At 59.9% G+C, this 18,654-nt stretch carries 14 protein-coding genes; 7 read left to right on the top strand and 7 right to left on the bottom strand.

Translation table 11 applies throughout. The features are described from left to right. Nucleotides 1-5: 5 nt before the first annotated feature. The 4 genes from ISX84_RS12870 to ISX84_RS12855 all read left to right on the top strand — a co-directional run bounded on the left by ISX84_RS12870 (nt 6) and on the right by ISX84_RS12855 (nt 9,655). On the top strand, nt 6-3,464 hold the full coding sequence (locus tag ISX84_RS12870; protein ID WP_195820764.1) for a beta strand repeat-containing protein: 3,459 nt from the start codon (nt 6-8) through the stop codon (nt 3,462-3,464). Between the two features lie 124 nt (nt 3,465-3,588). Further along, nucleotides 3,589-6,024 (top strand): hypothetical protein, encoded by a 2,436-nt coding sequence (locus ISX84_RS12865; RefSeq protein ID WP_195820763.1) that lies wholly within the window; start codon nt 3,589-3,591, stop codon nt 6,022-6,024. 432 nt (nt 6,025-6,456) lie between these two features. Further along, a complete protein-coding gene (locus ISX84_RS12860) occupies nt 6,457-8,322 on the top strand; it encodes a type I secretion system permease/ATPase (protein WP_442800626.1) in 1,866 nt (621 codons plus the stop codon). Next, nucleotides 8,315-9,655, top strand: coding sequence for an HlyD family type I secretion periplasmic adaptor subunit (locus ISX84_RS12855; RefSeq protein ID WP_195820761.1), 1,341 nt, complete (start codon nt 8,315-8,317; stop codon nt 9,653-9,655). Before ISX84_RS12860 ends, ISX84_RS12855 begins: the two co-directional genes overlap by 8 nt. Nucleotides 9,656-10,266: 611 nt before the next feature. On the opposite strand, the gene ISX84_RS12850 is transcribed toward ISX84_RS12855, so the two are convergent. Next, nucleotides 10,267-11,127 (bottom strand): LysR family transcriptional regulator, encoded by an 861-nt coding sequence (locus ISX84_RS12850; RefSeq protein ID WP_195820760.1) that lies wholly within the window; start codon nt 11,125-11,127, stop codon nt 10,267-10,269. A 109-nt stretch (nt 11,128-11,236) separates the two neighbouring features. Between ISX84_RS12850 and ISX84_RS12845 the strand changes: the two genes are divergently transcribed. Both ISX84_RS12845 and ISX84_RS12840 read left to right on the top strand, forming a co-directional pair. Further along, a complete protein-coding gene (locus tag ISX84_RS12845; RefSeq protein ID WP_195820759.1) occupies nt 11,237-11,659 on the top strand; it encodes a globin domain-containing protein in 423 nt (140 codons plus the stop codon). A 25-nt stretch (nt 11,660-11,684) separates the two neighbouring features. Beyond that, nucleotides 11,685-11,972, top strand: a complete 288-nt coding sequence (locus ISX84_RS12840) for a DUF1330 domain-containing protein (RefSeq protein WP_195820758.1) — start codon at nt 11,685-11,687, stop codon at nt 11,970-11,972. A 260-nt stretch (nt 11,973-12,232) separates the two neighbouring features. Here ISX84_RS12840 and ISX84_RS12835 read toward each other — a convergent pair whose 3' ends face one another. The 5 genes from ISX84_RS12835 to ISX84_RS12815 form a co-directional block, all read right to left on the bottom strand. Further along, nucleotides 12,233-13,288, bottom strand: a complete 1,056-nt coding sequence (locus ISX84_RS12835) for an Ldh family oxidoreductase (protein ID WP_195820757.1) — start codon at nt 13,286-13,288, stop codon at nt 12,233-12,235. Continuing rightward, nucleotides 13,281-14,153, bottom strand: a complete 873-nt coding sequence (locus tag ISX84_RS12830) for an ABC transporter permease (RefSeq protein ID WP_326838736.1) — start codon at nt 14,151-14,153, stop codon at nt 13,281-13,283. Before ISX84_RS12830 ends, ISX84_RS12835 begins: the two co-directional genes overlap by 8 nt. Next, the gene (locus tag ISX84_RS12825; protein WP_195820756.1) at nt 14,150-14,959 is read right to left on the bottom strand and encodes an ABC transporter ATP-binding protein; all 810 of its coding nucleotides are present in this window, start codon (nt 14,957-14,959) and stop codon (nt 14,150-14,152) included. Before ISX84_RS12825 ends, ISX84_RS12830 begins: the two co-directional genes overlap by 4 nt. Further along, on the bottom strand, nt 14,956-15,981 hold the full coding sequence (locus ISX84_RS12820; protein WP_195820755.1) for an ABC transporter substrate-binding protein: 1,026 nt from the start codon (nt 15,979-15,981) through the stop codon (nt 14,956-14,958). Before ISX84_RS12820 ends, ISX84_RS12825 begins: the two co-directional genes overlap by 4 nt. Nucleotides 15,982-16,043: 62 nt before the next feature. Next, nucleotides 16,044-16,937 carry a fumarylacetoacetate hydrolase family protein gene (locus ISX84_RS12815; protein ID WP_195820754.1) on the bottom strand — a complete coding sequence of 298 codons (894 nt, stop codon included), beginning with the start codon at nt 16,935-16,937 and terminating at the stop codon, nt 16,044-16,046. A gap of 174 nt (nt 16,938-17,111) precedes the next feature. Between ISX84_RS12815 and ISX84_RS12810 the strand changes: the two genes are divergently transcribed. Continuing rightward, on the top strand, nt 17,112-17,804 hold the full coding sequence (locus ISX84_RS12810; RefSeq protein ID WP_195820753.1) for a FadR/GntR family transcriptional regulator: 693 nt from the start codon (nt 17,112-17,114) through the stop codon (nt 17,802-17,804). Nucleotides 17,805-17,885: 81 nt separating this feature from the next. On the opposite strand, the gene ISX84_RS12805 is transcribed toward ISX84_RS12810, so the two are convergent. Next, a complete protein-coding gene (locus ISX84_RS12805; RefSeq protein WP_195820752.1) occupies nt 17,886-18,569 on the bottom strand; it encodes a fumarylacetoacetate hydrolase family protein in 684 nt (227 codons plus the stop codon). Between the last annotated feature and the right edge of the window lie 85 nt (nt 18,570-18,654).

Raw genomic sequence — 18,654 nt, 5'->3', positions numbered from 1 at the left:
AGAAAATGGCCAAGAGAAACAATCTGATCGGTTTTGGTGAGGGCGAAGGCGGTGACGGCGGTCATGAATATGGCCACGGCAAGGGCTATAACAAAAACGCCAACAAGAACAAAAACGATAATGACAATGACAACGGCAACGAGAACGAAAATTCGAACTCGAACACCGACGTGTCAGAAACCACAACAACCAACACGAATGACAATACCGGCACCACGGACAGCTCCGCTTCCAGCGATAGCAATAGTGACAGCAACAGTTCGTCCAACGGCAGTAACAACAACTCCAATGCGAACAACAATCAAAGTTCGCAGTCGTCTGACAACAACGCCAGCGCGGATGCGCAGGCCGACAGCGACAACGATAACTCCAACGACAGTACCAACAGCAACAGCAACGAAAACGACAGCGACACAAGCGTTGACGTAGATGTTGATGTGTCGATGAACCTGGAGGGATACGAGCCGACGGACGATGATTTTGCTGATTTCGATCTCGAAGGGGGATCCAGTGTCTATGACAACATCTTCGCGCAGGGCGATCTGGACTATGACCCCGGTGATGATGTCGATCTCAACGATTTCCTCAATGAGTCCCTGAACGGCGATGGCAACAACGCCGGCGTGGTGAATACGCAGACCATCAACCTGAATGACAGCGACCATCTGGAAAACGCCACGGTCGATAACACCGGCGAATTCACACAGAATGGCGATGCCACCGGTGGCACGGCAACGGCTGACGAAGGTATCGAGGTTGAAACCAACGGTGCCCACGGCGGCAGCGATGCCTATGCGGATGGTGGGGATGCCCATGGTGGTAACGCGATAGGCGGCATGTCAAAAGCCAGCGGCGGCACCAGCGGTGACACCGGCTCTGTCGATTCCAACGGTGGTGATGGCGGCGATTCCGGTTATGCGGATGCAGCCGGTCATGACGTAGAGAGCGGCGACTCCACGGCTGATGCCTACGGCGATGGCGGTGATGGTGGCGACAACGACTCCACCAATGACGGTGACAGCGATGCGACGGCCGATACCCAGGCCGATGGTCGTGCTGGTGACGGCGGCGATTCCGCTTCCAGCAGTACCGTTGATGGCACCAACAGCGCAGAGGCCTACTCCGACGATGATGCCGGAGATTCAGGCGATGCAGATTCTGCGTCAGATCAGGCGTCGGATGCGCGGTCCAACAATGACACCGATTCCTCGGGCGGTCAGGGCGGCGATGCCGACAGCAATTCAACCGGTCAGGGAGACGCATCAACCGACAGCGATACCGACGCAGACGGTGGCGAAGGGGGCTATATTGACGGTGACGTCGATACGACCAACGACGCCAGCACCAGCAGTTCCGCCGATGCAGAAGGTGGCGACGGTGGTGATGCCACCCAGGATGCCGCAGGTGACGCCGAAGGCGACGCGACCTCGGATGCCAATGGCGACGGTGGCGACACCGGCGATGCCAACGGCACCGTGACCGGTGATGCCAGATCCACTTCGGATGGCGATGGTGATGGTGGCGACGGTGGCGATATTGACGGTGACGTCGATAACACCAGCGACGCGAGCACCAGCAGCAGCGCTGACGCCACGGGCGGCGATGGCGGCGACAATACGCAGGACGCTGCAAACACGTCCGAGGGCGAAGCCGAATCCGAAGCTGAAGGCGACGGTGGCGATGGTGGCGACGGCGACGGCAATGCAAACGGCAATGCAATGGCCGATGCAGCCGGTGCTGCTGATGGTGGCCGGTCCGGCAACATCGACGGCGATGTCGACGCAAGCCCGTCCGCTGACACGGACAGTGACGCCAACGGTGATGGCGGCGAAGGTGGCAACCCCGCCAACAGCGCCAACAGCAACGCCGACGGTGAAGCGGAATCCGAAGCTGAGCCCGAAGCCGGAGACGGCGCGCAGGGTGATGGCACCGGAGACGGCACAACCGATGCAGCCAGTGATGCAGCTGGCGGTGGCGGTGATGGCGGTGACGGCGTGCCTGATGGTGGTAACGGCGGCGACGGCGGTAATGGCAATGCCACCTCCGGCGATGCAACTGCAACCGGCACAGGCACCGGAACCGGCACAGGCGGTAACGGCGGCAACGCCAATGGCGCAACCGCTGGCATGGCACAAAGCGATGTGTCCGGCGATGCGACCAGCGATGGCGCAGGCGGCGCAGGTGGCAGCGGCGACGCGACAACCGACGACGATGCCGACGCAGCCGGAACGGCCTCGAGCGCCTCGGAGTCCGGTGCCGGTGGTGCGGGAAGCGCCGACAATGATGCCGACGCCAGCGGCGATGGCTCTGCCGACAATGACGGTGGCGCAGCCGGTGACGCCAATGGCGACGCGGGCATGGCTGACAACGACACCACAGGAACCGCCGATAATGACGCGACCGCAGGTGCCGGTGCAGCAGGTGATGCCGGAACAGATGACGATGCCACCGCCAATGCGGCGGGCGGTACCGATTCTGAAAGCGGTGCGGGTGCGGCTGGTTCTGCCGACAACGACGCTGATGCCAGAGCGAACGGCAACTCGGACAACCAGTCCGGCGCCGGCGGCGGTGGCACCGCAGCAACCGGGATGATCGACAATGATGTCTCGGGTGACGCGGCCAATGACGCGACAACTGGTGCGGGCGCTGCAGCGGATGCAGCAACCGACGATGACGCCGATGCGACAACCACAGCGGGGACGGATTCAGAATCCGGAGACGGTGGCACCGCAGACGCAGCCAGTGACGACGACGCGACAGCGGATGGCTCAAGCGCCTCAACCGCGACCGGTGGCGATGGCGACTCCGATGCGTCGGTAGATGCGACAGTATCTGCGGATGGCTCGGCGACCTCTGACGCCGCGAGCGGCGACGGTGGTTCGACAGGATCGACCAACGATGCCTACGCTGAAGGCGCAGCCGATGGCTATGCCGACGGTGACGGTGGTTACGGCGGCTTGTCTGACATCGCAGCCGAAGCTCTGGCCGACTCCATGACCGACAATGATACCGACGTATCAACCGGTGCTGGTGGCGGCGCGGGCAACATGGCGGATGCGGCAAGCGATGCCTCTGCGACTGGTGATGCGATGGCCACCTCCGGTGACGGCGGTATGGGCGGCGCGGCAACAGGTGCCAGCGGTGCGTCCGGCCAGGCGATGGGCGGTACATCCACCGGCGGTGCGGCTGATGGCGGCACCAACACCGGCGGCATGGGCGGCACGGCAACCAACGGCGCCGGTGGCGCGGGCGGTGACGCCGGAAGCTGGGGATCGGGTAACGGTGACGACGGTTATGTCACTGGTGAATCCTACGCCTCAGCCGCGGCCCAAGTCGATGTGGCGGCCTTCAACCAAAGCATCGTGATGGGCGCCAACGTGTTGGGCAACACCGTCGACATGAACGTCGTCGGCGGCTCGTTCAGCTCGAACTACGTCGGCGACGACAGCAGCGACGGCTCCTAAGCCTCGATAGCAACGCCCAGGGCCGGGTCAAAGCGGCCCTGGGATATGACCAAAGTAATTTTAACGAGATGCAGGCGCGCATTTTTTCATCTGAGCCGCCAAAAATTCGGGGATGCAAACGGTAATGTCACTAGACCCAATCACCGAAAAAATCGCACATTTCATTGGTTCCTTTAACATGCTCGACGAGCAGGCGCGCATGCGTGCCGAATATGAAGAGTTTCGCGCCCTCCGCGCCGCCGAAGAAGAGGCGGCAAGACTGGAGTTGGCGACGGCCCATGCCAAACAATCGTACAAACTCAAAGACTATGACCCCGAACTGAAGTACAAGGTGCCTCCCCAGGCGCTGACGCCACCGGAGCGACATGCCGACACCGATCTACTGCCTCTGGATGTTGCGCCTGAAATCGGCCCGATCCCGATGTTCAAGGAGGCGGCTGAGTTCCCGATACTGGGCGTCCAACAGGGTGGCGCGGTCAGTTTGAACTTCAACCTGCCGCTGCCAGCGGCTGTGGCAACTGTCACCTATCAGGTGATCAAACTTTTCGACAATGACATTTTCGGCGAGGTGGCAGCCTATGGGGTGTTGCCGATTGCGCAACTGACACAGGCACTGGAACAGTTGGGTGTTCTGGCCGAAGACCTGAGCCTGATCCCCTTTGACCAGCTTTCGATCGACGCGGATTGGTTTGAAATCGTCGCGGACGTTTCACAGGCGGCGGCAGATGTGGTGCCGGGCTCCGACGGGCTGATGAGCGTCGCCCTCTTTCAGGGGGAGGCGGCGCAGGCGATGTATGTCAACGGCGTGGAAGTGGAGAGCCTTCCTGAATGGAAAGATATCGTCCCCGCCTATCATGCCGAGAGAATTGCACAGGCGGAGGAGGAGGATGCAGAGGCCGAAGAGATGGCCGCCAAAACGCATGGGCCTCACGATTTTGACCGTGATTTCGAGGAAGACGCGCCCAACCCTTTCAAAGTCGATGCCGGTCACGAAGTGGTTGCGGGGGCAAATACCCTGATCAACACCGTGGCGATCAGCTCCAGCTGGCTGGATGCGCCGGTGTTTGCGGTCTCCGGCGATGTCCTCAGGTTCGACGCCATTTCGCAGGTCAATATTCTCGTCGAAAATGATCTTTCATTTGGCGAGAAGGTTCTGGACGGAACCGCCTCCAAGACCATCAACGCCGCATCGATAGATGCAATGACCCGTGACGAGGCCAGAATCGCCGCTGCGGCAGAGGCGGAAGACGCCGGCCCATCTGACATCGAAACTGTCGAAGAAGACGCGAGAGCCGACAGTGGCAGTCCCGCGAATTGGGTTGTTGTGCGCCACGAGGGCGATATCGATCAATTCAACTGGGTCAAGCAGTACACGTTTTCGACTGATATGGATCAGGCTGTTCTCTCCTTTAGCGGGGCAGCAACGTTTCTGGGCCTGGGGGAAAACGCGATCGCGAATAGCTTTACCACCCAGCAGTTCGGTTTTGGATACGACCTGATTGTGGTTGGCGGTGACATGATCGACGTCAGCCTTGTCAATCAGCACAACGTGGTTCTCGACAGCGATACGCTTGCGGCCACGTCACCGGTCACCGCGCCTTCAGCGGGCGTTGCCCAGAGTAACGGTCTGCATCAGGCGGCATTGGCGCAGGGCGTGGCGAGTACGGGTGCTACTGCAGCCCCCGCGCACCCCATGAATTTCGACGTGGCCATGCATCCCACGGGTGCTCTGTCGACCCCTGCACCTGCCGAAACTACGGATATGGCTGCACAGGGTTCAGCGGACGGGTCCAGCCATCGCGATCCGCAAGGGCTGATAGAAGCCTCAACACATGCTGCTCCCGGGGAGAGTATGGCTCAGTTGTCGGCTCAGGGTTTGGTGTCCGAGAATTCGGATGACCCTGGGCCGCCACCTGATGTCGGGGAGCCGGCCGCAGAAACAAAGGGTTCATCCAGCGCTGATAACCTTCTCTACAACAAGGCCAGCATCGAAAAAATCGGCGTTGATATCGACGCCGAGGTTACACAGAATTTTGCAGACGCGATCAGCGCCTTGTCGGAGGGCGCAGAGGATGTCAGCGAGGCGATCGTCGAGGATGATCTCTTCAACGGGACAGAGCTGCTGCGCGTGCTCTATATCGACGGGGACTTCACCACCGTAAATGCGCTGGACCAGACCAATATCCTTGGGGATTCCGATCAGGTTCACATTGCCCGCGATGATTTTGCAGCCGCCCTACAGGAAGAGATCACGGTGACAACCGGGTCTAACATCGCAGCCAACTTTGCCGCGATCAGGGACAATGGCGTCGACAGCACGGTCATGGCGCAGGGCGATACCTATTCTGACGCGCTCATCCATCAGGCCAATCTGGTGGAAACAGATGCCATGCCGACCGACGCCACGAGTATTTCGGCCCTGGCAAATGAAGCTGTTGCGTTTCTGGCGGAGGATCTGATCGACCCGGGCCTCGCAGAAAACATCGTGGCAAATACGAACCATATGATCGCCGACGCGATGAGCCAGCAGACAGACGGCATGGAAACCATACTGACCTGAGGTCGGACGTAACTGGAAAGGCCAGTACTAGTGAACGATGTTTCTTACCCTTTTGCGCGTCCGCGCGACGACCAAACTTCAAAGGCCGAAAAACATACCTGTTTTCCAAACCATGTAAGGCGACCGCTCTACCTCAAGGTGGAGCAGCGCGCCGACCTTGGCGATGACACGGCACCTCGATCTGCTGAGGCAGTTGCCAGGCAACCGGAAGGCCGCTCTCAGGCTGCCCCGGAAATTGGGGCCAGCACTATGCCGGGCACATCTGCCGCAAAGGCGGAAACGACCCTGGAAAAGCCGGATACCGCCGCATTTGATGCGGTGGAGCCCCCTGGATTTCAGAGTGTCAGGAACGACCGTGGCGACCCTGAGAGTGATCCTCAGCCATCCGCAACCGCGACGGGCGAGCAGCTCCGGCAAAAGACGGTAGACAAAATGCCGGACGCAAAGGAGATGCCGGGTGTGACGATCGAGGGTGACCTTGGCCCTCTGAAAAAATCGGTGGATCACCGCGGACCCACGCCCCCCGCCGGGCGCGGAGGAGGCGGCGGAAAAGGCGGCCCACCGCCCAAGTTTCATAAGAGAAAAGGCCCCGATGACTTCTCAGACAGCCTGAGAAAAGGGGTGCTGGCGGTGCGCGGGAACTTGGCATTTGTCCTGCTTTTGACCTGTGCCACAAACCTGCTGATTCTGGCGATTCCGATCTATCTCTTTCAGATTTCCGACCGGGTTTTGACCAGCCGGTCCGTGGATACCCTGGTGATGCTGACGGTGATCATTGCCGGTGCCGTGATCCTGCAGGCAACTTTCGATGCGGTACGCCGGTTCATGCTGATGCGAACGGCCGTGGAGGTCGCCATTCGCTTGGGCGCGCCGATCCTCAGCGCCGCGTCCCATGCCTCGCTGCACGGCACCGGGCGCGAGTATCAGACATTGGGAGACCTTCAGCAGTTGAGAGGCTTTCTGGTGTCGGGGACGTTAATATCCTTCCTGGACGTGCCCTTTGCCCCGCTGTTCATTGCCTGCATTTTTTTCATCCACCCGCATCTCGGGTCCATTGTCGTCGGCACCTCGATCCTGTTGTTGATCGTCGCAATCGTGAACCAGAAGATAACGGCCAAACCCTTCGCTGCGGCCAATCTGGCGCAGTCCAAAGCCAATATGCATCTGGATTCCATGGCGCGAAACTCCCAGATCATCAACGCGCTGGCCATGATCCCGGAGGCCGTTGTGATCTGGGGCAGGGACACCGCCAAATCGCTCACCGCACAGGTTTGCGCACAGGACAGGAACATCGTGACCGCTGCTGTGTCCCGCGGAATACGCCTGTTGACGCAGGTCGCGATGCTGGGGTGGGGGGCCTATCTCGCCATTGATGGTCAGATCACCGGTGGGATGGTCATCGCCGCCTCCATCATCGCGGGGCGCGCATTGGCACCGATTGAAGGGTCAATCGAGGGCTGGAACGGTTTTTCCCTGTCGCGTTCGGCCTATGAGCGGATCAGGAATTTGCTGCAGTCGTCCAAAGTGCAGTTTGAGCGTCTGCAATTGCCGAAGCCTCAAGGCCGCCTGGATGTGGAACGGCTGCTCTATGTCCCCGGCGGCACGAAACAGGTCATTCTGAATGGTATCAGCTTTTCGCTCAACCCCGGTGAGGCGCTGGCCGTCATCGGTAACTCTGGCGCGGGGAAGACCACACTTGGCAAAATGCTGGTCGGCTCCATCCTGCCAACGTCGGGGAACGTGCGGCTGGACCTGATGGATCTGCGGAACTGGGACCAGCGTCAGTTTGGCGAAAACATCGGCTATCTGCCGCAGGACGTGCAGCTTTTCCCGGGCACCATAAAGGACAACATTGGCCGCATGCGCGCGGATGCAACCGACGAGCAGGTTTTTGCAGCCGCCAGTCTGGCCGACGTTCATGAGATGATCGCCAACCTGCCGCAGGGCTATGAAACCGTGGTTGCAGCCGATGGCGCGCCCCTGTCAGGCGGGCAAAAACAACGCATCGCTCTGGCGCGCGCGTTCTTTGGCGGGCCACGCTTTGTTGTTCTGGATGAGCCCAATTCAAATCTCGATACCACCGGGGACAAGGCGCTGGCCCGTGCCATCAAACATGCGCAGGACAACAAGATCACGGTTGTGGTCATCACGCAAAAACCCTCGCTGCTCTCCGTGGTGGACAAGATAATGCTGCTGGCGGATGGCACCGTCCAGATGTTCGGCGAGCGGCAGAACGTGCTCGAGAAACTGGCGGGCCGCAAAGTGAACCCCAACAAGCAGGTGTCTAAAGATGACTAGTTTACCGGCGCCCATCCAGCATGACGAATGGTATGCGGAAGTGCCGCGCTCGGTCACCAGGCAGATCGTCTTTGGCCTCCTCCTGATGGCTCTTTCTTTCGGCGGGTTCGCGCTCTGGGCCTTTCGCGCGCCGCTTGCAGCGGCGGTGATTGCACAGGGTAGTTTTGTGGCAACCGGGCAGAACAAGATCGTCCAGCATCTTGAGGGCGGTATCATTGAAGATATCATGATCAACGAAGGCGACCGGGTGACCGCCGGGCAGCTGCTGCTGCGCCTTGATCAGACGTCGGCGGCGGCCAGTGAGCGGGAACTTCACCTGCGGCAGATGCGGCTTGAGGCAACCGAAGCGCGCCTGCTGGCCCAGTACAATCGGGAAACGGTGCTGGAATTCCCGCAGCATCTCACCTCTGCCCGTGCCGATTATGAAATCAGTTCGATCCTTGACGGGCAAATGCTGACGTTCCAGGTGGCGGAGTCCTCGCTGGAGGAAGACCTTGCCCTCTTCCAGCGCAATCTTGATGCGCTGGAGATCCGCCGGGCGGGGTATGAGACGCAATTGGTGTCACACCAGCGGCAGATCGAATTGCTGAACGACGAGTTGGAAACCAAAAGCACGCTGCTGGATGAAGGGCTGATCCGTCGATCCGAGCTGTCGGCGGTGGAACGCACCTCCATCGAAGCAGAGGGGCAGATCGGGCGTCTGCTGGCGGAGGTCAACGAGATCGAGACCATCAAGCTGAAGTACATGCAGCAGATCAACCAGACGCTTGCCCGCTATCGGCAGACCGCGTTGGATAATCTTCAGGTTGTTCAGGGCGAGCTTGATGGCGTCCGCGAACAGGCTCGCGCGGCGCTCAATGTCAAGCAGCGCTCGGACGTTGCGGCCCCGGTGTCCGGCACCGTCGTGCGTCTTTACTATCATACCGCCGGCGGGGTGATCGAGAGTGGCCGGCCGATCCTGGAGATTTTGCCGGGAGAGCAGCCGCTTATTGTCGAAGTGCAGATCCCCAGGGCAGACATTGACAGCGTCCGCACCGGGCAACCGGCAACCGTCAGGCTGACCGCGCTCAACCAGCGGACAACGCCGGTTCTGGATGGAGAGGTCTTCTACGTTTCCGCCGATGCCATCACGGACAGTTCATCGGGCGTTGCCAAGGAGGTCTATGTCGCACGGATTTCGATGAGTCCGAGGGAGCTGCAGCGGGTTGCCAATTTCACGCCGACTCCGGGCATGCCAGCCGAGATCATGATCCAGACCGAAGAACGGACATTTGCGCAGTACATTGCAAAGCCGATTGTCGACAGCATGACCCGCGCTTTCCGCGAGCAATAGAGCTTTCGTTTCTTGCGCTGGCCCGGACGGCTTCAGCACCACCGCCCAGCGAATCCGCCGCTGTGTTTGACGCGCGTTTCGGCTGAAGTCAGGAGGGGAGCGCGCGGCCATCCAACCTGTGCAAAACCTTGTCAGATCATGAATAGCCGCCGGTGGTGTGGAATACTTGGAATCAGGTGAAATGGGCTCATTACAGGCCTCAGAGCGTGCGCAACATGCCCGTGATATGATGCTGCGTTAACGTGGGGTTGTCGTTGCGGGAGGGGAGGGCGGATCGGAGGGGCAATCATGCAAACACCAAACTGACCTGCCACGCACGCCGTGCACCCGGCCTGGACCAAGGCGGCATTGTCGGTCAGAAGCGACCACTGAACCCCATCGTGATCTGATATCATTCAACGTGGTCATCAACAGCACCGTGCGAGTTCTTGGCATAGAACTCGGAGATCCATTGGTCATCGTTTAAGTAATTGGAATCTCGTCCAAAAGGGTCGTCTTCGCAGATGGCCCGTTGCAGACTCTTATTGCGGCGGCGAAGTCACATGGCAGCTCACGTCAGGCCGGAGGGAGCGTCTCGCTCTATCCCCTGCAAAAATACCGGTTTCGGACAATCAATGTGCACCGTTCGCGATAACGTTTCTGAGCGCTGCAATCGTGGGCGAGGAAACACCTTTTCGCCAGATCAAAAGCGTGCGCAGCTTATCGCTGCCTTTGGGCAAAGGGGTAAGGCGCAGCCTGCCTGCTTCCGAGAATGTGCTCAGCACACTTTTCGGCACCAGCGCTGCCCCCATGCTGGCAAGGACACACCCCAGCATAGCATGGTAGGAACCCATCTCGATGGTTCGCTCTGGTGTATCCTTTTGTTGTGCATACCACTGTTCTAACAGCTTGCGATGCGGGCAGCCATGTTCAAAGACCAACACGGTCCGGGGGCATCCGTGATCGCCGCCGATGGGGGGATGCGCCTCCGAGGTCACGATGACGGGCGACTCCTCGAAGGCCGCAATGTGGTCAAAGCGCTTCTCTGCGATGGGTTCCGCGACAAAGGCCGCATCGATGTCTCCGCGCAGCAATGCATCGGCCAGCATCACCGGATTGCCGGTCTGCATTTCCAGCACCACCTCCGGATAGCGTTCGGAGAACTCAGCCAGGGGCGCCGGCAGGCGCACGGCTGCCGTGCTCTCCATAGACCCGATGCGCAGAACACCGCGCGGCGTTTCTGAATTCAGGGCCGCCTCCGCCTCATCTGCCAGCGCCAGCAACCTCTCCGAGTAGTCAAGCAACGTGCGGCCTGCGGGCGTGAGCACCATCTTGCGGCCCTGACGGGAAAACAGCGGCTGCTCCAGACGGTCTTCAAGCTGTCGAATGCGCGACGTGACCGCTGACTGCACTCGTCCCAGATGGTTCGCCGCGCGGGTGACGCCGCCTTCGCGGACGACGGCACGGAACACACGCAAATCGGAAAGCTCCATCTCACATCTCCAAAATCGATCGATTTAATCGATATTTCTCATTTTTTGTGATGCTACATTTGCCATAGAGCAGCAGTGCAAACAAGAAGCAGACGTAAGGAGATTTGAAATGACGGAAGATGACGTAGCACTTGTCCAGGAAAGCTGGGCACAGGTTGTACCCATCGCCGACGCCGCGATGAAGCAGTTCTATTGTCGGCTTTTTGATGCCGATGCTGGTTTGGCAAAGCCGTTCGCGGACACGGACATGGCATCGCAGAGGTCGCATCTCGCAAGCGCAATCAATCTGGTTGTCGGCAATTTGCACCAACCCGAAACACTGGTACGCCCTTTGCAGGACTTGGGTGCACGCCATGCAAGTTACCGGGTCGCCGAACGCGACTTTGATCTGGTTGGTGAAGCTTTGCTGGCGACGCTGGCAAGCGGATTGGCCGATCACTGGACCGAAGCGCATCTGAACGCCTGGGCGGCGGCTTGGCAGGCAATTCTGTCCCATGTCCTGGTTGGGTTCCAGACCCAACGCGCCGCCTGATTTTAGAGACATATGGAGAGAAAGAATGTCAAAGGGATATTGGGTGGTGCGCGTATCGGTTCACAATACCGAGGCGTATCCTGACTATCTGGAAGCGGCCCGGCCCGCGTTTGAGAGGTACAACGCGCGATTTCACGTGCGTGGCGGACGCTACATTGCGCCGGAAGGCGTGGCGCGTGATCGCAACGTGGTCGTTGAGTTCGAGGATTTCGACACAGCAGTGGCCTGTTACGAGTCGCCCGAGTACAGCGCGGCGCGCGTCATCCGGCAAGCGAACGCCGACGCGGATTTTCTGATCGTTGAAGGGGCTTGAGCGCCTTCTGGCTGCACGGAGAGAAGGGGCCCTTCCAGACATGCTGCCAGTGTTTTCTGCGAGCAAACAGCCGGCTGGAGTTGTTCGGAGGGCCGTCAGGCGATGGCCCCATGAACAAAACGCCGGACATCGTGTTCAATTGACGCTGCGCGCCTGTCAAGATCGCGGCCCTTGTCGCAGACGACAAATGAATGGTCTTCATCAGCTGGTGTTTGCGCCGCTTTGCTGAGGCCGCCTTGTACAGGTCCAAAATGCACGCGTCAGATGAAGGAGGCTTCGAATTCGTATTCCGCCTTCAGGGCTTCCAGATCGCGTCGCAAGGCGGGCTTGAGATCAAGGCCTCGGTCCTTGCGTGCCTTGGCCATTGCCGTCTTGCCATCTCCCGGCAGGCGCACAGGGGCGTGGCCAGGCAGAGGTTCTGATGCGCGCATCTCGTCAAACACACGTTCAGCGCGCGGTCCAAAATCTGCAATGCCGAAGGCCACAGGATTGAGAGCCATTACAAACTGTCCTGTGTTTGTCGAAGAGGTGGTGTCGCTGGTGAAATCAACCACGTCTGAGCCAAAGGCCGCTCCATTGAGAACACCAGCCATAAGGCCAATCGCAACCGACAATCCAAAACCCTTGGGGCCGCCAATAGGCAGCAGAAAGCCTTCGGATTTGCGGGCCGGGTCGGTCAGCGGGCGGCCATCGCGGCCAACCATCCACCCCTCGGGCATGGGGTCACCTTGCTGCAGAAGTGTCTTGATCTTGCCCATCGCCGCGACGGTCGTTGCCATGTCAAAGACAAAGGGATCGGTGCCATCGCCTGGGGCGGAAAAGGCGATCGGGTTGGTCCCCAAAAGCAGGTCTGAGCCGCCATAGGGCGGCACGTGGTTGGCACTGCCCACAGCCGCGGCCATGCCCAGCAAACCCGCCTCCGCCTGCGGGCGCACATAGAGCGCCAATGGCCCCGCGTGGTTGCCGCGCCGCACACCGACCCAGCCTATCCCGGCCTCGCGCGCCTTTTTCATGGCAAGGTCGCGGGCTGCAGCCATGGCCAGATGCCCCAGACCGTCATCCCCGTCTATCACAGCCGTGGCAACCGTTTCATGCGCCACTTTGACTGCAGGCGTGGGGTTGCAGCCGCCGCCTGCAAGACGGGCCAGATATTGCCGCAAGCGGAACACGCCATGTGTTGCGTAGCCGTAGACATCGGCCTCAACCATCAAGGAGGCGACCTTTGCCGCGTCACCTGACGGCACGCCCTGGGATGCAAGAGCCTGTGCAACAAAGCGGCGCAAAGCCTCGGGCTTGATCGGCGCGGTCTCAGCCATCGTAGGATCCCACGCGTTCCTTGTGCCAGAACACGACCTTGCGCTGTGCGAACTGAACCAGAAGATAAAGCGCCAGACCCACAAGGCTGAGATACAGGATCAACGAGAAGACCCGCGGTGTGTTCAGCTGCGAGGCCGCGACACGGATCAATTCCCCGAACCCTTTTCCGCCACCCAGAAATTCACCGGTGATGGCCCCGGCCATCACACCCACTGCGCCAATTTTCAGACCTGTAAAGATCTGCGGCAGACCGGTGGGCAGTTTCATCTTGATCAGGGTCTGCATGCGGCTGGCACCCATTGTCTTGAACAGCATCCTGGCGTTTTCGTCAGCGGCGTGAAGGCCTGCGGCGGTGCCCACCACAATCGGGAAGGTCGCGATGAAGGCGGCCAGGGCGACTTTGGATTCGATCCCGAACCCCAACCACGCCACAAACAGGGGCGCAAAGGCCACTTTGGGCATTGTATCAATGGCCACGAGATAGGGCATGACGGCCTTCTCCCCAAAGGCGGTTTCGCCGACCAGCACGCCCAAAGTGAAGCCGATGGCAATGGCCAGGGCGAAACCGTAGATCACCTCCAGAATGGTGATCCAGAGCGCGGTCAGCATGTAGCCGCCGGTGGCGAGGTTCTTGCCGACGAAGATCATGTCTTTGAGTGTTTCCCCCGGCGTGGGCAGGATGATGGGGGAGACGAAGCCAAAGGCGGTCACGACCCACCACGTGCCTATAAAGACAAAGGCCACGAAGCTCATCGCGATCCAACGCGGCATGGAGTCGATAAACGCGACTTCCTGCGTCCAGACGGTGTCTTCCAGCAAGTCCGTGTTGGTGGTGGAAGATGAGTTGTTCGACAGATCGGTCACATGTCTTCTCCCTTGTCCAATTGTCCGCGGATGTATTCGACGATCTCACCAAACTCCGGGGTCGTCATCATGTCGAGCGTGCGGGGCCGCGGCAGGTCAACCTTGACGACCTCCGCCACACGACCCGGGCGCGGCTTCATCACCACAATTTCGTCCGACAGGATCACCGCCTCCTGGATCGAGTGGGTCACGAGAAAGGCGGTGGCCTCCTGCTCGCGGCAAATCCGCTGCAATTCCATGTTCATCATATCACGGGAAAGCTCGTCCAGCGCGCTGAACGGCTCATCCAACAGCAGCACCGCCGGTTCGGTGATCAGCATCCGGCAAATCGAGGCGCGTTGCGCCATGCCGCCCGAAAGCTCGTTGGGGTAGACGTTTTCAAATCCCTTGAGCCCGACAATGTCCAGAAGCGCATGGGCCTTCTCCAAAGCCGTCTTGGCGGCAGCTTTGCCGTCGCGGATTTCGATGGGCAGCACGATGTTCTCGACCGCCGTCTTCCAGGGAAAAAGCGTTGCTTGCTGGAACATCATGCCGATGTCGCGGCGCGGGCCGGTCACAGGTTCGCCTTGCAGGACGACACGACCCTGAGAGGGCGGAATGAGACCGGCCATGATCTTGAGCAATGTGGACTTCCCGCAACCGCTCGACCCGATCACAGAGGTAAAGCTGCCTTTGCGCAACGTCAGATCGACCCCTTCGAGCGCCACAACGAGATTGCGCGCATAGGTCTTGCTGACGCGGCTTAACTCGTAAACCGGCGCACCGAAAGGGGCGCCAGTTTGCGTTTCTGCCAACCCGGTGTTCATTCGCCGACGGCCGCGTTTCCTATGGCTGCGAACTCATTGGTCCAGGCGGCGCTCAGATCGTCAAGCGGGGCAGAGATTTCGCCGCCGGTGACCAAGGCATCCTGCCATTCGGCCCAGACTTCGGCGGGGTACCAACCCAGACCGTTTTCCGGGCTTGTCGAAATGGTCTTGGAGCGAACTGCATCAAACAATGCCGATTGGAACTCCTTGTCTTCGCCTTCCTGCGGGTTGCCATCGGCCAGGTGCTTCAGGACCGCCTCGCGGTTGGCATCATCCAGCGCAAAGGCATGGCCTTTGGCGAAGGCACGGCTCCAGGCTTCAACCAGTTCACGATCATTGGCGATGATGTCGGCCATTGTGGCGATGCCATTGCCGAAAAAGCGACCGAACTCGGCGGGCGTGATGTCCCGCACGGCCATGCCACGCTGATTGAGAATGGCGGTGTCGGCGGTGGAGGCGGAATAGGCGACGATCTCGTCATTGAGGAAGGCCGCCGTTGCAGGACCGCCATCGCCAACGGTCAGGAATTCATAATCCGTACCTTCTGTCATGCCCGCGCCCGACATCACATTGCGGGCAAATCCAACTTCCGCACCATCGGCGGTGCCGGTGCCAATCACCTTGCCGCGCAAATCTTCGATGCTCTGGATGTCAGAGCCTTCCTGCACCGCAATCCCGAAGTTGCTGCGCGCGGCTACGTTGTAAATGTGAACGACCTCAACGCCACGCGAGCGTGCTGCAAGGATCGGGCCCGGACCGGGGCGGCCGAACTGAGCCTGACCGGCCGACAAGGCCTGAATGACGGCACCCGAGCCATTGATGGCCTCGACGGTGACGTTGAGGCCCTCGTCCGCGAAAAATCCCTCGCCGATGGCCACAAAGACCGGGAACGAGTTGATGGCCGATGGGCTGGGCTGCACAAAGGTGATGTCACGCATATCCTGCGCAAGTGCGCCGGTGCTCAAAAGGCCGGCTAGTGGAACTGCTGCAAGAAGCTTTGCAAAGGTTCTTCTGGTTGTCATTTCGGGTCTCCTCCCTAGATTGATTTCGTTCTGAAGTCTCTGCTTATGGAGCACGGCCTGGGTCAGGCGATGCGGACAGAGTTGCTCAGGTCACCGATTTCCGAGATGGTGCACACGACGGTATCGCCTGCTGCCAGAAAGCGGGGTGGGTCCATCGCGTATCCCACGCCAGAAGGCGTGCCGGTTGCGATGATGTCACCGGGTTCCAGCGTCATACCCTCCGACAAGGAGGCGATAAGCGTTGGGATATCAAAGATCATATCCGCTGTGGTGCCATCCTGACGCTGCGCGCCATTGACGGTCAGGCCAATCGACAGCTTGTGGGGATCGCTGATCGCGTCGGCGGTCACGATCCATGGGCCAAGCGGGCAAGAGCCATCAAATCCCTTGCCCTTGAAGTACTGCCCGCCATGACGTCGCTGTACGTCGCGCACAGAGATATCGTTCAGGATCGTGTAGCCAAAGATGTGATCGAAGGCGTTTTCCTTGGCGATGTTGCGCCCGGGCTTGCCGATGACGACCGCAAGCTCGACTTCGTAATCGAAACAGGTGGAGACCTGTGGGAACAGCAAGATGTCGCCACCGGGCGGCACAATCGATGTGGGCGGCTTGGTGAAATATACCGGGTGCTCTGTGACCCCGACATTCTGCTGCTGCGCTCGGTCTCCCTCGGCGATGTGTTCGGCGTAGTTTCGTCCGACGCAAAAGACATTCTTGCGTGGCTGGGGAATGGGGGCCAACAAGTCAGGATCAGAAACCACCGCATCCGCATGTTGGCCAGCCTCGGCCTGCGACACCAAGGCGCGCAGCGCGGCCATGGCATCAGCGCCCTCCTCGATGATGGCCAGAAGGCTGTCCCAGCCAGTGCCCGCCTGCGCAAGATGGAGCCAGCTTCCATCTCCAAGTTGGACCGCTGGGCAGGGTTTGCCGTCCATTGAAAGTGTCGCCAATTTCATGTCGCCTCTCCCTTCGGCCCCCTCGCATACTGTGCTGCTTAGGGTGGCCTTTCGCGCGCCTGAGGATCCATTCCTCAACGCAGCAGGCTCACCACAGACACGTCCCCATGTATTGACAAAGCGCGCTCGGCACCGTGAAATCAACTGACCAATTCACCAATTGGGTGGGTCTCAATGGCGAAAACAGAGCTTCTTGTGCAGCGCATCAGGCAGATGATTGCGTCTGACGGCTATGTTCACAACGACCGACTGCCCCCCGAGCGGGTGATGTGTGCGATGCTGGGGGTCACGCGCAATCAATTGCGGTCCGCGCTGGCCAGGCTTGAATCGAGGGGCCTGATATGGCGCCATGTGGGCCGTGGCACATTTGTCGGCGAGCGTCCTGTTCTGAACCTTGAGGACGTCACATACCTTCGGGACCAGGTGACACCGCCGCAGGTCGCGACCGTCCGGCTGGCCATTGAACCGGAACTGGCGCGTCTTGCAGCATTGCATAGCGCGCCCGCTGATCGCGAAGAGCTTCGCACCTGTGCCGAGCGTTGCCGCGAAGTTCCTGACTGGCGCAGCTATGAGGCGTGGGATAACAAGTTTCATTTCGCGGTTGCTCGCAGCGCAAAGAACAAGCTCTTCCTGTACTATTTCGAGACGCTGAACGTGGTCAGGCGCTCTATGGTCTGGGGCCAGCCACGCACGACGCTCAAGCCCGCGAAAAACTACTCAAGCTTTCTGGAACATGATCTGATCGTTCAGGCGATCGAAAAGAATGACGGCGACGGTGCCGCGCAACTCATGAGGGAGCATCTGCATTCGGTCTACGGGCGCATTCTGCCGTCACTGGACAAGACTGCGACGCCAAGAACGGATTGACGCGCTGTACTCAAGCGGCGGTCCCCGCAGGACAAGAGCCTCTGTGACGGCCCCATTGATGCGAGGGTGCGGATTGGTAACCTAGGTTACAGTGACGGAGAGCGTGCCGAGTGGCGAGACTTCGACTTCCATCACATCGCCTTTGACCACAGGGCCGACCCCCGAGGGTGTTCCGGTCATGATCACGTCGCCCGCTGCCAGTTCAAAATACTCCGACAGGTAGGAAATCATCTCGGGCGTTTTCCAGATCAACTGATTGAGATCGCCTTCCTGACGCAGGTCACCGTTCACTTTCAATGTGATCGCGCCCTCCTCCAGGTGACCAACCTCTTCGACGGTGTGGATCGGGCCGATGGGCGCCGAGCGCTCGAATGCTTTGCCGATTTCCCAGGGGCGGCCCGCCTTTTTCATCTCGCCCTGAAGATCCCGGCGGGTCATGTCCAGGGACAGTGCGTAGCCGTAGACGTGATCCATTGCACGCTCGACCGGGATGTTCTTGCCACCGGATTTCAGCACGACGGTCAATTCCGCTTCATGATGCACGTCAGAGGTGTGTGGCGGATAGGGAAAGTCCCCCGTTGTGTCGAGATTGTCGGGGTTCTTCTGAAAGAAGAAGGGAGGCTCCCGGTCCGGGTCATGACCCATCTCAATGGCGTGCGCTGCATAGTTGCGGCCAATGCAGTATACCCGACGCACCGGGAAAGCGCCGCCCGATGCGACGGGGATCGACGTAACGGGTGGCGTGGGGATAACGTAGTCAGACATTGAGCCGCTCCATGCTTTGGGTCCCGTTTGGCATAGAGGCTGACATCTGAGAGATCAATCTGACCAATGGGCGGATTGGTTCGGC

Origin of the sequence: Roseobacter sp. MH60115 (genome assembly GCF_015644665.1) — a bacterium.
Taxonomy (GTDB): Bacteria; Pseudomonadota; Alphaproteobacteria; order Rhodobacterales; family Rhodobacteraceae; genus Roseobacter.
Note: the sequence above shows the minus strand (reverse complement) of the source record. Positions and strands in the feature narration are given on the sequence as shown.